This window comes from Winogradskyella sp. 3972H.M.0a.05 (assembly GCF_040493455.1).
Lineage (GTDB): Bacteria > Bacteroidota > Bacteroidia > Flavobacteriales > Flavobacteriaceae > Microcosmobacter.
Genome location: NZ_JANFDA010000003.1, coordinates 147,454 through 162,682, shown reverse-complemented (window position 1 = coordinate 162,682; position 15,229 = coordinate 147,454). Strand labels below are relative to the sequence as shown.

Annotated in this window: 14 protein-coding genes and 1 other RNA gene; 7 read left to right on the top strand and 8 right to left on the bottom strand. The window is 35.8% G+C overall.

Annotated features, from left to right (window positions below; translation table 11 throughout):
* The first annotated feature begins 21 nt into the window (after nucleotides 1–21).
* The 4 genes from smpB to NCE97_RS07715 all read left to right on the top strand — a co-directional run bounded on the left by smpB (nucleotide 22) and on the right by NCE97_RS07715 (nucleotide 5,582).
* A complete protein-coding gene (gene smpB, locus NCE97_RS07730) occupies nucleotides 22–477 on the top strand; it encodes an SsrA-binding protein SmpB (RefSeq protein ID WP_353778439.1) in 456 nt (151 codons plus the stop codon).
* A gap of 124 nt (nucleotides 478–601) precedes the next feature.
* Nucleotides 602–3,070: a DUF5686 and carboxypeptidase regulatory-like domain-containing protein gene (locus NCE97_RS07725; protein WP_353778438.1), complete on the top strand. Its 2,469-nt coding sequence runs from the start codon at nucleotides 602–604 to the stop codon at nucleotides 3,068–3,070.
* Nucleotides 3,071–3,097: 27 nt separating this feature from the next.
* The gene (locus NCE97_RS07720) at nucleotides 3,098–3,619 is read left to right on the top strand and encodes a hypothetical protein (RefSeq protein WP_353778437.1); all 522 of its coding nucleotides are present in this window, start codon (nucleotides 3,098–3,100) and stop codon (nucleotides 3,617–3,619) included.
* 67 nt (nucleotides 3,620–3,686) lie between these two features.
* Entirely contained in the window at nucleotides 3,687–5,582 is a 1,896-nt protein-coding gene (locus NCE97_RS07715) for a Xaa-Pro dipeptidyl-peptidase (protein ID WP_353778436.1), read from the top strand.
* A gap of 2 nt (nucleotides 5,583–5,584) precedes the next feature.
* Here NCE97_RS07715 and NCE97_RS07710 read toward each other — a convergent pair whose 3' ends face one another.
* Nucleotides 5,585–6,868: a T9SS type A sorting domain-containing protein gene (locus tag NCE97_RS07710; protein ID WP_353778435.1), complete on the bottom strand. Its 1,284-nt coding sequence runs from the start codon at nucleotides 6,866–6,868 to the stop codon at nucleotides 5,585–5,587.
* A gap of 126 nt (nucleotides 6,869–6,994) precedes the next feature.
* On the opposite strand from NCE97_RS07710, the gene lpdA reads away from it, so the two are divergent.
* Complete coding sequence (lpdA, locus tag NCE97_RS07705; RefSeq protein ID WP_353778433.1) at nucleotides 6,995–8,371, top strand: dihydrolipoyl dehydrogenase; 1,377 nt, start codon at nucleotides 6,995–6,997, stop codon at nucleotides 8,369–8,371.
* A 53-nt stretch (nucleotides 8,372–8,424) separates the two neighbouring features.
* Here the strand turns inward: lpdA and NCE97_RS07700 are convergent, their stop codons facing one another.
* From NCE97_RS07700 to NCE97_RS07680, 5 genes are all read right to left on the bottom strand, one after another.
* Nucleotides 8,425–8,907 (bottom strand): porin family protein, encoded by a 483-nt coding sequence (locus NCE97_RS07700; protein ID WP_353778431.1) that lies wholly within the window; start codon nucleotides 8,905–8,907, stop codon nucleotides 8,425–8,427.
* Nucleotides 8,900–9,322 carry a type II 3-dehydroquinate dehydratase gene (aroQ, locus tag NCE97_RS07695; RefSeq protein ID WP_353778430.1) on the bottom strand — a complete coding sequence of 141 codons (423 nt, stop codon included), beginning with the start codon at nucleotides 9,320–9,322 and terminating at the stop codon, nucleotides 8,900–8,902. The genes NCE97_RS07700 and aroQ overlap by 8 nt, the downstream gene beginning before the upstream one ends.
* A gap of 75 nt (nucleotides 9,323–9,397) precedes the next feature.
* Nucleotides 9,398–9,913 carry a hypothetical protein gene (locus NCE97_RS07690; protein ID WP_353778429.1) on the bottom strand — a complete coding sequence of 172 codons (516 nt, stop codon included), beginning with the start codon at nucleotides 9,911–9,913 and terminating at the stop codon, nucleotides 9,398–9,400.
* A gap of 136 nt (nucleotides 9,914–10,049) precedes the next feature.
* On the bottom strand, nucleotides 10,050–10,523 hold the full coding sequence (locus NCE97_RS07685; RefSeq protein WP_353778428.1) for an outer membrane beta-barrel protein: 474 nt from the start codon (nucleotides 10,521–10,523) through the stop codon (nucleotides 10,050–10,052).
* Nucleotides 10,524–10,593: 70 nt separating this feature from the next.
* Complete coding sequence (locus NCE97_RS07680; protein WP_353778427.1) at nucleotides 10,594–11,094, bottom strand: outer membrane beta-barrel protein; 501 nt, start codon at nucleotides 11,092–11,094, stop codon at nucleotides 10,594–10,596.
* Between the two features lie 223 nt (nucleotides 11,095–11,317).
* On the opposite strand from NCE97_RS07680, the gene xerD reads away from it, so the two are divergent.
* Together xerD and NCE97_RS07670 are read left to right on the top strand one after the other, a co-directional pair.
* On the top strand, nucleotides 11,318–12,214 hold the full coding sequence (xerD, locus tag NCE97_RS07675) for a site-specific tyrosine recombinase XerD (protein ID WP_353778426.1): 897 nt from the start codon (nucleotides 11,318–11,320) through the stop codon (nucleotides 12,212–12,214).
* An 82-nt stretch (nucleotides 12,215–12,296) separates the two neighbouring features.
* The gene (locus tag NCE97_RS07670; RefSeq protein WP_353778425.1) at nucleotides 12,297–13,478 is read left to right on the top strand and encodes a sensor histidine kinase; all 1,182 of its coding nucleotides are present in this window, start codon (nucleotides 12,297–12,299) and stop codon (nucleotides 13,476–13,478) included.
* On the opposite strand, the gene rny is transcribed toward NCE97_RS07670, so the two are convergent.
* Nucleotides 13,479–15,056 carry a ribonuclease Y gene (rny, locus tag NCE97_RS07665; protein ID WP_353778424.1) on the bottom strand — a complete coding sequence of 526 codons (1,578 nt, stop codon included), beginning with the start codon at nucleotides 15,054–15,056 and terminating at the stop codon, nucleotides 13,479–13,481. It lies immediately after the preceding gene.
* A 56-nt stretch (nucleotides 15,057–15,112) separates the two neighbouring features.
* A non-coding RNA gene (ssrS, locus tag NCE97_RS07660) (6S RNA) lies at nucleotides 15,113–15,220 on the bottom strand.
* Nucleotides 15,221–15,229 lie beyond the last annotated feature (9 nt).

Genomic DNA, 15,229 nt, shown 5'->3' with positions numbered 1-15,229 from the left:
ATTTATTACCTTTGGCGTCCAATGCAAAAAACGGTTAACATACTCAATAAGAAAGCTAAGTTTCAGTACGAAATACTAGATAAGTACACTGCTGGAATTGTTTTAACTGGAACTGAAATAAAATCTATCCGTTCTAGTAAGGCTTCTATTGCTGAAAGTTTTTGTGAATTTAATGACCGGGGAGAGCTTTTCGTCATCAATATGACTATCGAAGAGTACCTTTATGGCACTTACTATAACCATAAACCAAAAGCCGAGCGAAAGTTATTACTCAATAAACGTGAGCTAAAGAAACTAGAGCGCGATATAAATACAAAAGGCTTAACCATTATCCCACTGCGATTGTTCATCAATGAAAAAGGCTTTGCAAAGCTAGAGATTGCTTTAGCTAAGGGTAAAAAACTTCATGATAAACGAGAGACTATTAAAGACAGGGACAATAAGCGTCAGCTCGATAGGATTAAGAAAAATTTCTAATAACTTTAGGATTACTATAACTTTTTCAGCATAAAATATAATTATGTTTGAAACTTTATGTTATACCTAGGCAACCTTTTCCAAGAAAAGCGCGTCTATAACTATAGAATCATCAACCTTATCTATGATTAAACAAATACTACCCTTTTTAGCTTTATTTTTCAGCTTTCTTTCTTATTCTCAAATCACTGGAACAGTTACCAATTCTAAAGATGAACCACTTCCATTTGTAAATATCTTTATTGAAAACACATTTATTGGTACAACTACAAACGAAAATGGTATTTACGAACTCAATGTAGATGATGCCAAGGCATACACAATCACTTTTCAATATTTAGGATTTAAAACCTTAAAAAGAGAGATCAATGTAGATCAACTTCCTTTTGAACTTAACGTTACTCTACAAGAAGAAAAAATTTCTTTAGATCAGGTAGTTATTAATGCAGATGAGAATCCTGCCAATAGCATCATGCGTCAGGCAATTGAGAAAAGAAAAGAAAACTTAAGAAAAATACGATCGTATAAAGCGGATTTTTATTCTAAAGGGCTAATACGAATCAAGGATGCTCCTGAGAAAATTCTAGGACAAGAGATAGGAGACTTAGGCGGTGGATTGGACTCTACTCGTAGTGGTATTATTTACTTATCGGAAACTATTTCAAAGATAGAATTCCTTAGACCAGATAAATTAAAAGAATACATTACAGCGTCCAAAGTAAGTGGTAACGATAATGGATTTAGCTTCAACAATGCTATAGATGTCGATTATAACTTCTACAATAACAATATTGAAATTGGAAATCAGATTGTGTCTCCTGTTGCCGAGTATGCCTTTAATTATTATCGCTACAAACTAGAAGGTGTCTTCTATGATGACAGAGGGAATTTAGTCAACAAGATTTCAGTAATCCCAAGACGCTCTAACGATCGTGTGTTTACTGGAGACATATATATTGTTGAAGACCAATGGACCATTTATGCATTAGAACTAGAAATTACTGGAGAGCAAGCGCAAATTCCTGCCGCTGATTTTATTCGTATCAAACAATCGTTCACGTTTTCTGAATCTGAAAACATTTGGGCAGTTATCTCTCAAAATATAGATTTCAAATATGGTATTTTCGGAATTAAAGGTGATGGACGATTTACTGCAGTATACAGCAATTATGACTTTAATCCTGAACTTACTAGAAAAGACTTTGGCAGAGCCCTAGTATCGTTTGAAGAAAACGCTAATAAGAAAGACTCTTTGTATTGGCAAGATATAAGACCAGTGCCTTTAACCTTAGAAGAAACTACAGATTATACAAAGAAAGACAGTATACAAATCATTAGAAAATCGAAGAAGTATCTAGACTCCATAGACGCCAAGAATAACAAGTTCAAACTTGGAGATATTATTTCTGGTTACAACTACAGTAACTCATATAAAGATTGGAATGCAGGTATTACCTCACCTCTTACAAGTATTGCTTTTAATACAGTACAAGGGTTTAATTTGAACTTGGGAGGTTACTACAGAAAAAACTTTGATGAGTTTAGACGCTACTTATCCATAAATGCAAACTTTAATTATGGATTCGATGACGAACGATTACGAGGTACAGTATCTGCGACATACAAATTCAATGACATTACAAGACCATTCTTGAGTATATCTGGAGGTGTCACTACAGCTCAATTCAATAGTTCTAATCCAATTTCTAGAGGAAACAATACATTGTATTCACTGATGTTTGAAGAGAACTTTATGAAGCTTTATGACAGAAGCTTTATTCAAACTTCATACTCACAAGAATTGTTCAACGGACTTCGCTTCTACTCTACGTTGTCTTACGAACGACGCAAACCTTTGTTTAATACAACTGATCAAGTATGGTATCCAAAAGCAGATAGAGAGTATAGCAGCAATAATCCACAAGATCCTACCGCTTTTGGCGTTGCACCTTTTGAAACTCATAATATTTTCAAGTTATATCTAACGGCTAGAATAAATTTCGATCAAAACTACTTGAGTTACCCCAATAGTAAATTCAATATTCCAAGTGGTAAGTTTCCAACACTCTACTTAGGCTATGAAGGTGGTTTTGGCGCTTCTAATTCTAATTATAATTTTAGTCAGGTTAAAGCACGATTGACTCAGTCTTTTGATATCGGCAACAAAGGAAACTTTAGCTACAACGCCAGAGCAGGTAAATTGTTCAATGCAGATGATATCGCCTTTATGGATTATCAGCACTTTAATGGTAACCAGACTAGGCTTGGACAGGGATCATACTTAAATGTATTTAATAACCTTCCTTACTATGCTTTGAGCACTAATGATAGCTATTTTGAACTACACTCAGAGCACGATTTCAGCGGTTATATTTTGAGTAAAATTCCACTCATCAATAAACTGAATTTCAATTTGATTGGTGGTGCGCATCTGTTGTCAACTACGGACAATAAGCTGTATCAAGAATACACCATAGGTATCGATAATATTGGTTGGGGCAAGTTTAGGTTTCTTAGAATCGACTATATACGCTCATATTCGGGTAGTGGATTCGTGAACGATGCAATTGTTTTTGGGTTGAAGTTCTTTTAGGTATCTTTAGTGAAAATCAAAAAACTCATGAAACTAAAATTACTCTCACTTGTATGCTTGTTTTCTGTACTTGTGTCTTTTTCGCAAGATGATTCTAAGTACTTAGACAAAGTAAAAGACCTTGACATTACTATTGAAACCTTGTATGGTGTTATTTCAGGTGAAAAAGGAGAAGAACGAAACTGGGAATTGTTCAATTACCTATTCAAACCCAATGCTAAATTAATTCCTTCTGGGAAAGATCAAACAGGAACCTACAGAGTACGCTACATGTCGCCTCAAGATTATATAGATACTTCAGGGAAATGGTTAGTAGATAACGGTTTCTATGAGCAAGAAATTCATAGAGCGACCCAAACTTTCGGCAATATTACTCAAGTATTCAGCACATATGAAGCTTTCAGAAGTAAATCAGATACAGAGCCCTTTATGAGAGGCATCAACAGCATTCAATTATTGAATGATGGAAAGCGCTGGTGGATCGTAAATATTTATTGGACTCAGGAGAGCAAAGAGAATCCAATTCCAAAAGAATATTTGCCAGATTAATACTTTATATCACTTTTCTTAAGTTGTATATTTAGGCTTTCTTTTTTTAACTCAAAAACCGTTACTAATGATTCGTGTTTACAAATCTTCATGTTTATTAATTCTATGCCTGAGCTTATTTTCATTAAGTTTTTCACAGGAAAAAGCTAAACCCGTTTTTAAAGATGGTGAAGCACAAATTGTAGAAGCTTTTAATAATCCGGATGAGTGGATACGTCATGACTTATGGGTTGAAACATCATTCAATACAGATGGCGATGATAAAATGGATAGAATGCATGTCTCAGTAACACGTCCTCCGCAAACTGAATCTGAAGGTTTAAAACTACCTGTTATCTATGTTTCTAGTCCATATTTTGCTGGAGTAGCACCAGATGTAGATGGCTTATTTTGGGATGTAAAGCACGAACTGGGCGAAGCTCCAAAAACTAAGCGTGTTCATCCTGAAGTTACACGACGTGGAAAGCGCCCAATTATTTCTAATTCGCATATCAGTAAATGGGTACCTAGAGGATATATTGTTGTGCACTCTTCATCTCCTGGAACAGGATTGTCTCAAGGCGCTCCTACAGTTGGTGGTATCAACGAATCTTTAGCTCCAAAGGCAGTTGTCGACTGGTTGTGTGGTAGAGCAAATGGTTATACAACTCCAGATGGAAACGAAAAAGTGGAAGCATATTGGTCTACTGGAAAAGTCGGGATGACTGGAACATCATACAATGGCACCATTCCTCTAGCTGCTGCAACGACAGGTGTTGAAGGTTTAGAGGCTATTATCCCTATAGCTCCAAATACGTCTTACTATCATTATTATCGTTCTAATGGTTTAGTGCGTTCTCCAGGTGGCTATTTAGGAGAAGATATCGATGTTTTATATGATTTCATTAATAGTGGCGGCGAAGACTTAATTCCCAACAAAAATTATATCAAGGATAGTAAAACTTCAAAAGAGTTTATTAGAAAAAGAGATTATGCTAATGCCACAGTACGAGATATTGAAATGGCTAATGGTATGGACAGAGCTACTGGAGACTATAATGAATTTTGGGCAGGTCGCGATTATCTCAATCAGATGAAACCCATGAAAGCTGCCTTATTGATGTCTCATGGATTCAACGACTGGAATGTAATGCCAGAGCATAGTTACAGAATCTACAAAGCTGCCAAAGAGATGGGGCTTCCTGTTCAAACATACTATCATCAATTTGGTCATGGAGGACCACCTCCTATTACACTTATGAATCGCTGGTTTACACGTTACTTACATGGTGTAGAAAATGGCGTAGAGAAAGACCCACGTTCATGGATTGTTAGAGAACAAGATAGTCCTCGAGACCCTACTGCATATAGTGATTATCCTAATCCTGATGCAAGTGATGTTACATTCTATATTAAGTCAGGAGGAAATAAAAAAGGTGGATTGTCTAGCACCAAGTCAAAAAAAGGTACTACAGAAACCTTAGTCGACGATTATTCATTCTCTGGAAAAGATTTGGCTAAAGCTGAAAGTTCTGACCATAGATTGCTATATGTATCTCCTATATTGAATGAAGACCTCCATATCTCTGGAGTGCCAAAAGTCAGTATTACTTTGGCAAGTAATAAGCCTGCAGCTAACCTATCTGTTTGGTTAGTCTCACTGCCTTGGAATGATAATAAAAAAGCAAGAATTACTGAAAATATTATCACCAGAGGTTGGGCAGATCCTCAAAATCACAAATCATTGACCGAGAGTGAAGCTTTGGCTCCAGGCAAGTTTTACACCGTGAATTTTGAGTTACAACCAGATGATCAAGTGATTCCAAAAGGACAGCAAATTGGGCTCATGATTTTTTCTAGCGATAGTCAGTTCACACTATTACCAAAGGCTGGTACTGAGCTTACTATAGATCTTGGAAAGACAAGTTTAACTTTACCAATTGTTGGTGGTGATAAAGCTTATAAAAAAGCTTCTGAGCAATAATTTTATTGCTTTATTAGTTTTAGGGTTTGCTTTTTATGTCCTTTAGAAACGGCTAAAAAGTATACTCCTGAACTAAGCTTTGAAGTAGAGATTCGTTTGTTCTTTATGTCAATTTCGAATTGCTTTCCTAAAGCATTATAGAGATTATATTTTAGATTTTCTTCTTCATCTGCATGAATCACAATCTCATCAGAAAAAGGGTTAGGGCTTACTGTAATCTCAAATGTATTTGCCTCATTGATTCCAAGTAAGTCACACTGAGGGTTTATAGTAGGGTCAGTAGAAAATGTTCCGCTATTTACATACCAATTTTCCCATTCTTGCCCTGCTCCAAGATTCCATCCTCCAATATCAATATAATTCTCCCCTGTTTCAGTACCAGGGATTTTGGCTACTTTGATCGCTTCCCCTGCTCTATTCCACGTCAATGGTTCATTACTAACACAAGTCTCTGGTAAAAAATCGTTTGTACAGTTTGACTGCAAAAAGAAAGCATATTCAGGATATGTAGGATATTCACCATAAACCCTTGCCATACCATTATCATCTATACAAACTGACGTATATTCATTACAGGCTATACCAAAAGCAGAACTATTATTATCTGTCGCGTAACGTGCCAAAAAAGTAGCATGCCTAGCACGTCGATCTGGATCATCATAATGCGTATCTGTAATTACGCCCTGTAAATATGGAATCGTTAAAAAATCATCATAACCCAAAGTCATACGATTATGATAAGGGTTAGATAAAGCTTGTGCGTTAGTAACTGTCCCATTTTCAGCAGAGAAATAACTACTTCCCAAAATTGCCATCCCAGCACTAGTACCACCAATAACACCTTGCTTATTGTTAATGAAATTGTTCAAGGTATCCTCCATTGCATTATCCTTAAAATAAGTCACATAATCAAACTGATCGCCTCCAGCAAACCATATTGCTTCAGCTTTTGCAACTTTATCAAGGACATAAGGATCTATTGCTCCAGAGGTATTGTGAATGACAAATGTCGTAACGGAATTTATAGTAACTCCCAATTCAGAATACATATAATTGTTATAACCATTACTCCCAGAAGCTCTCAATACAACAACATCTCCGCCATTCGTTCTATTTAAAAACCATATCATGGCATTATCATTCTCACTGGCACCTCCCATCATACAAATACCAAATTCATGGTTCGTATTTACATCAGTTGTGCTACCTGTATGGTATTCGGTATAGTTTTGCGATGTGGAAACTTGAAAAAGTAAAAAAAGAAAAAGTGTAGCAATATTCTTCATTATATAGTAGTTGGTAGCAGCAAATTTAAATGAATAATCTCCAAACATCATAATTTATCTTTAGCCTTAGATTTTACAAGCTGAATTCCCTAAATTTGTGCTTCAAAATTCGATAAAGATATATCCATGAGTAAATACGATATTATAGTGCTTGGTAGCGGACCAGGTGGTTACGTTACTGCTATTAGAGCATCACAATTGGGATTTAAAACTGCTGTTGTAGAAAAAGAAAATCTTGGTGGCGTTTGCTTAAACTGGGGTTGTATCCCAACGAAAGCGTTATTAAAGTCTGCCCAGGTTTTTGAGTATTTAAAACATGCAGAAGACTATGGCCTTAAAGTTAAAGATGCTGAGCACGATTTTGATGCGGTAGTGAACCGTAGTCGTGGCGTTGCAGATGGTATGAGCAAGGGCGTACAATTCTTAATGAAGAAAAATAAGATTGATGTTATTGAAGGCTTTGGAAAACTGAAGACTGGTAAAAAGATTGATGTAGACGGAAAAGAATATAGTGCAGATCATATCATTATTGCTACAGGAGCACGTTCTAGAGAACTTCCTAGCTTACCACAAGATGGAAAAAATGTAATAGGTTATAGAGAAGCGATGAGCTTAAAAAAGCAACCTAAGAAAATGATCGTTGTAGGTTCGGGTGCCATAGGTGTTGAGTTCGCATACTTTTACAATTCTATGGGCACTGAGGTGACTATCGTAGAATATATGCCAAATATTGTTCCTGTTGAAGATGAAGAAGTTTCTAAGCAGTTAGAAAGAAGTTTCAAGAAGAATGGTATCAAAATTATGACTTCTGCAGAAGTAACTTCTGTAGATACTTCTGGTAAAGGTGTGAAAGCAACTGTGAAGACTAAAAAGGGTGAAGAAGTCCTTGAAGCTGATGTTGTACTTTCAGCTGTTGGAATCAAAACTAATATTGAAGGCATTGGACTAGAAGATGTTGGTATCGCTGTAGATAGGGATAAGATTTTAGTCAATGACTATTACCAAACTAATATTCCTGGATACTATGCTATCGGCGATGTAACTCCAGGTCAGGCTTTAGCACACGTAGCATCAGCAGAAGGTATACTATGTGTTGAAAAAATTGCTGGTCACCATGTGGAAGCATTAGACTATGGAAATATTCCTGGATGTACATATTGTGTGCCAGAAGTAGCTAGTGTTGGTCTTACTGAAAAGCAAGCCAAAGAACAAGGGTACGATATCAAGGTTGGTAAGTTCCCGTTCTCAGCGTCTGGTAAAGCAAGTGCCTCTGGAGCTAAAGATGGTTTTGTGAAAGTAATTTTTGATGCAAAGTATGGAGAATGGCTTGGTTGTCATATGATTGGTGCTGGTGTTACAGATATGATTGCTGAAGCTGTCTTAGGGAGAAAATTAGAAACTACAGGACACGAAGTACTTAAAGCTGTACATCCGCATCCAACGATGAGTGAAGCGGTTATGGAAGCGACAGCTGATGCTTATGATGAAGTGATCCATTTATAAAAGAAGAACATATTCTATAAAGAGCGGCTTTCAGTAATCTGATAGCCGTTTTTTCATATTCGATATCCTAGTCCAATAAAAATGCCATTAGGAGATATTTCTTCAAATCCTATGGTATATTTAGTATGAATATCTAGTTTGGACGTAATGTTGTACGCAGCACAGATATCTGCTCTTACCTTAAATTTATTGTTGAAGAAATCAAAAAAATAATTTAGACTCGGGCCAACCATAAGGTCAAAATTTCTAGCGACTTCGTACTTCGCATAGATGGGAGCATTAATAAATTTGAAATCACTTAGACCAATATAAAGTACTTCTGGTTGGATAGAGAAATACTCATCAATTTCAAAATCTAGAAATAGTCCAGCAAAATAACTGACTTCAGTTTCTGCATTTTCGCCAAAATTAGATTCCTGAACATTAAAAAAAGTAAAATTCAGACCGCCTTTTAAACCAACATCAGTGTTTGTCTGGCTTATTGCATTAAATCCAGTAAAAATCAATAAGACTCCAAATAAATACTGTCTAATCATGCATTAAACTCTGTATTCCTAATTCATAACTTTCTAACCCGAAGCCAATGATAACTCCTTTAGCATTAGGCGAAATAAAGGATTGATGTCTAAAGTCTTCTCTCGAAAATGTATTTGAAATATGTACTTCTATGACTGGTGATTCAATCGCTTTTACAGCATCACCAATCCCAACTGAAGTGTGTGTATACGCAGCGGCATTGAGTATAATTCCGTCATAAGAAAAGCCTACTTCTTGGAGCTTATCTATAATTTCTCCTTCAATATTAGATTGAAAATGATCAATAGATATATTAGAATACTTTGCTCTAACTTTCTCTAAAAACTCAGTAAAACTAAGACTCCCATAAATATTGGGTTCGCGTTTGCCAAGCAAATTAAGATTAGGTCCATTGATAATAATAAGCTTTTTCATAAAGTAAAGGTATCAAAATTTGAGCATAAAAAAAGGGGAAGCATAACTTCCCCTTCATTAAAGCTTTGATATTTATTAGAAATGAAAAGCGAATCCAATTAATCCTTGGAAAGCACTTAGAGCTTTGTCTTCATCTAAAGTGATGTTGTAACGTAATGTTGGCTCAATACTTACATTGTCAGCTACGAACCAAGCGTAACCACCTTGTACACCAACCCAGTTAGCATTGTTACCGTCAGTAGAAGCTCCTGTGAAATCTACACCTACAGGAAACTCTCCTGCAATGTAATACTTAGCTCCAACTTTGTATACAAAAGTACCGTCGATAGTATCAGCATCAGCATAACCTAAACCAGCTTTTATAGCTAAGTTATCGATAACAAAATAACCAGCCTCTGCACCAGCAGACCAAGCAGTGTTGCCATCTACTGATGTCAATGAAAAAGCAGTGTTACCGGTTGCCCATGAACCAGTATTTACTTCAATAACAAAACTTCCTTCAGACAAAGAAGAAGATTTGTTTTCATCTTGTGCATTAACACTAGTAAGTCCTAAAACTGCAGCAGCAGCGATTGTAAATAATTTTTTCATTATAAATTTGAGTTTAAAAATTTTCGAGCGGCAAATAAATGCCAAAGTTTTGTAATAAAAAACTTGCAAGTTAAAAAAGTTAGTGTATAAAAAAAGCGGCCAAATTGGCCGCTTTTACAAACAGATATATAAAGTTTTATAATCCGAAATTAACGCCTAGATTAATGTTAGACCAAGTTCCTCCATCAATACTAACATTATTATAAGATAATACTATATCAATAGTATCACTTACTCCATAGCCTACTCTAGGTGCCCAAAGAAAGCCACCATCGTTTCCATCATTAATACCTACGGCATAACCTAAATCTGCACCTATAGAAAACTCATCTGAAATGCTATATATTCCTCTAGCCGCAATAGGTAAGAATTGAATATCATCTAGAGCAACGTCCTCGTCTTTTACGTTGTGAGAAAATCCAACAGTTGCACCAGCATCGAAATCATCTGACACACTCCATAAATAGTTTACATCAGCTGTGACATTAAACGTAGCAACATCACCTGCATCTCCAACAGGTATACCAACGCTAAGTCCAGCACCAAAATTTTGTGCATTTACACTAACAAAGGCACATACTGCAAACGCAGCTAAAACTAATTTTTTCATAATATCTAAGGTTTTATTTAATAAACAAAGCGGCCTGAATAGGCCGCTATTTTTGTATCACTTTTATAATTTAGTCAATACCAAACTCAACACCAGCAGTTATAATATCCCAAGAGCCACCATCAACGCTTACACCTCTGTAGGCAGCAACGATGTCAATGGCTTCACTGACACTATATTGGGCACGAGGAGAATAATAGAACCCTCCATCGCTTCCATCACCAATACCAACAGCATAGCCTACATCAGCACCTAACGTGAAATCAGGAGCAACTTCAAAACGACCAGAAGCAGCAATAGGGATAAACTGTACATCGTCTAGATCAACACTAACACCGAGAATGTCTATCGAATCTCCAAACGAATGAGAATACCCAGTGGCAACACCTGCATCAAAGCTATCAGAGATTTCAAAAAGGTATCCTAAATCTACTGCTATAGCAAAAGTTGCTAAATCACCAGCATCTCCAATTGGAATTCCTCCACTTAGACCAGCTCTAAATTGTCCTTGAGCATTAACGCTAAACATAGCTGCAATAGCAAACACAGCTACTAAACAAAATTTTTTCATAATCTTTTAAGGTTTTAAAATTGATTTAATACAAACTAAAGGCTTTTTTCTCTAAAAACGAAAAAACGAGGTGTGGTTATCAACAATTTTATAAACATATTTTTTTAACAATTTGATTTTCAGATGTTTAAAATTTTAGTTATTAACAATTTTTAAGAAAAATAAGGCAAATTGCGTAGAAAATAACTAAAATAATTACTTAAAATCCACTACTTTTAGCCTAATGAAATGGCAAAATGCATTAAAGGATTATCAACACTATCTGCGAATAGAACGAGGGCTTTCATCCAACTCAATCGATAGTTATAGTCTCGATATTGAACGTCTAATAAGACATCTTGACTCAACTGAATCCAGAGTATCTCCTATCTCAATCGAGCATCAACAAATTCAGGATTATATCTACCAATCTTCCAAATCATTAAGTCCAAGGTCTCAGTCCAGACTCATTTCCGGATTGCGTAGTTTCTTTTCGTTTCTAGTGTTTGAAAACTATAGAGATACAAATCCTCTAGACCTTATCGAATCACCGAAAATTGGAAGAAAGCTGCCAGACACATTAAGCGTGAAGGATATAGATAACCTCATTAACGCTATAGATCTTAGCAAGCCACAAGGTGAACGTAATAGAGCTATCTTAGAAACGCTCTACAGCTGCGGTCTCAGGGTTAGTGAACTTGTAAATCTTAAGATATCCGATTTATTCTTTGATGAAGGGTTTATTAAAGTTACTGGAAAAGGCGACAAGCAACGATTTGTTCCTATTGGGACAACGACTCAAAAATATATTACCATCTATAAAAACGAAATACGATCACATCAATTGGTTGATCCAAAATCTAAAGACATTTTGTTTCTTAATAGACGCGGAAAACAACTCACTAGGGCTATGATATTTACAATCATTAAAAGCCTAGGAAAACAAATAGGTCTAAAAAAGAAGATATCACCACACACTTTCCGACATTCTTTTGCCACGCACTTACTGGAAAATGGTGCTGATCTTAGAGCAATTCAGATGATGCTAGGTCATGAAAGTATTACAACTACAGAAATATATATGCATGTTGACAGAACTCACCTTAAAGATGTATTAGATACTTACCATCCAAGGAAATAAGCTCATAATTTTTTATGTTTGTGACTTGTAAGAATTTTTTGAGTCTAAATAGTTAAAAAATTAATCCAAATCTATACCTACTATGATTTCATTTCGCAAGCCATCTAAGGATACTCCTATTGATAAAACTCAAGATATCTATAGCGAAGAATCCCTAGATCAACTACTATTCGACAATTTTAAATGGATTTTTGCACTCAGAGCTTTTAATATTGGTGTTTGGGATTATGATGCCGATAAGGAACGTGTCACCTTTTCTGATGAATCAAAGAAACTATTAGGATATGAAGATGATGAATTGGGAAATAACCCAGATGCATGGAATGACCTAGTTCACGAAGACGATAGAGAAAAATACTTTAAAGATTTTCAAGATCATCTCAATGGCAAGACTCCAATTTACGAAAACATTAGTAGAGTAAAGTGCAAAGATGGTAGCTATAAGTGGGTTATGGATAAGGGCATGGTGTTAGAGCGAACCGAAGATGGCAAAGAGAAAAGAATCATTGGTGTACATGTAGATATTACTGAAGCTAAAGAAAATGAAAATGCTCTGGAAGATTCAATGAATCTTATAAACAACCAAAATAATAAGCTTAAGAATTTTGCATTTATAGTAACCCATAATCTAAAAGAACACGCTGGTAATTTTGAAAGCTTGCTAGACTTCTATGATCAAGCAGAAACATTAGAAGAGAAAGAAACGCTTATAGAACATATACGAACTGTGTCTAAATCTCTAAGCAATACTATTGGTGATTTAAGAGAAATCGTTTCAGTAGATTCTAAAAAGCCAGACGAGACTTCTCCTATAAATCTGTTTAAACAAATCAATAGCATTATTAGAATGCTTGAGTTAGAAATACAAGAAACCAAGGCTATTGTTAAAAATAACATGAACCAAAAACAGGTTCTACAATTTAACAAAGCCTATTTAGATAGTATTATTCAGAATTTATTGACCAATGCCCTAAAATATAGACATCCCGAACGATTGCCTGTTATCATAATCGATAGTCTTGAAACTCATGAAGGACTTGTAGTCACTATTTCTGATAATGGTATTGGTATTGACCTAGAAAAATATGGGTCTGAGTTTTTCGGTCTTTACAGAACCTTCCATAAGAACAAAAACGCAGAAGGAATTGGACTATATTTAACAAAAAGTCAGATTGAAGCTTTTGGCGGCTCTATTAAAGTAGATAGCTCTGTAAATGTAGGTACAACATTTACGCTGCTATTTCCAAAGGAATTATGCCTATAATTACTTAGCGATATTTACTGCTCTGGTTTCTCTAATAACAGTAACCTTTACCTGTCCAGGATACGTCATGTCTGTTTGAATTTTTTGAGAAATTTCAAAAGATAATTTAGCAGCTACATCATCAGACACCTTTTCACTTTCTACAATTACCCTAAGTTCTCTACCCGCCTGAATCGCATAAGCCTTCTTAACTCCTGTGAATCCAAAAGCTACAGCTTCAAGGTCTTTAAGACGTTGTATATACGAGTCCAAAACTTGACGACGTGCTCCTGGTCGAGCTCCAGAAATAGCATCACAGACTTGGACTATAGGAGATAGTAACGTAGTCATCTCTATTTCATCATGGTGGGCTCCAATAGCATTACAAACCTCAGCTTTTTCACCATGCTTCTCAGCCCATTTCATACCAAGTATAGCGTGAGGTGTTTCAATATCAGTTTCAGAATCTGGTACTTTCCCTATATCATGTAATAATCCTGCACGCTTAGCCAACTTAGGGTTTAAACCTAATTCTGCTGCCATTACGCCACAAAGCTTAGCGACTTCCCTTGAGTGCTGTAATAAATTCTGCCCATAAGAAGAACGATATTTCATTCTACCGACTAGTTTTATTAACTCTGGATGTAATCCATGGATGCCAAGATCTATAACCGTACGTTTACCAACTTCTATAATCTCTTGGTTGATTTGCTTTTCGGTCTTTTTAACGACTTCTTCAATTCTGGCAGGATGTATTCTTCCGTCAGTAACTAGTTTATGAAGTGATAATCTTGCAACCTCTCTCCTCACGGAATCAAAACACGACAAGATGATAGCTTCTGGAGTGTCATCAACAATAATCTCTACTCCTGTTGCTGCTTCGATGGCTCTAATATTTCGTCCTTCTCTACCAATAATACGCCCTTTGATATCATCGGATTCTATATTGAAAACTGATACACAGTTATCAATAGCTTCTTCGGTACCAATCCTCTGAATGGTATTAATGATTACTTTCTTGGCCTCTTGTTGAGCTGTAAGCTTAGCCTCTTCCATTTTGTCTTGTACAAAAGACATCGCATCTGTTCTAGCCTCTTCTTTTAGAGACTCTACAAGCTGATCTTTTGCTTCTTCAGCCGATAATCCAGATATTACTTCTAACTGCTGAATTTGACTCTTGTGAGCCTTGTCTAGCTCTTCCTTTTTCTTATCGAGAAACTCTAATCGGAAGTCGTAATCTTTTATCTTGTCTTCTAAGCTTTGGTTAGCTTTCTTAGCTTTAGAAAGCTCATTAGAAACCTGAGATTCTTTGTCCTTAGTTCTCTTCTCAGATTCTGCTATTTTTTTATTTCTGGAGAGTATTACTTTTTCGTGCTCTGCTTTAAGTTCAATAAATTTTTCTTTGGCCTTGAGTTCTTTCTCTTTTCTAAGACTCTCCCCTTCTATGTTAGCTTCTTTTATTATGGTTTTTGCCTCAGATTGGGCATTTTTTATGAGTTTGGATGCATTACTCTTTTCTAAAGATTTTGCTATGATATAGCCTAAAATCACTCCTGCAATTACACCTCCAACAATCATTAAAATTGTATTAGTATCCATGGTTTGTTTTTAGTTTAGTATATAAAAAAAGCCTACATCAGTTCTGGATTCTGTATAAACTCCTTAAAAACAAGTTTAGGGCTAACAAGCTGGTCGAAGATCTGCTCTGAGGCAGCCTGTTCTTACAACTTAAACTCACCCTTTTTAAAGAATTAACGTTGAGTTTATCAAAA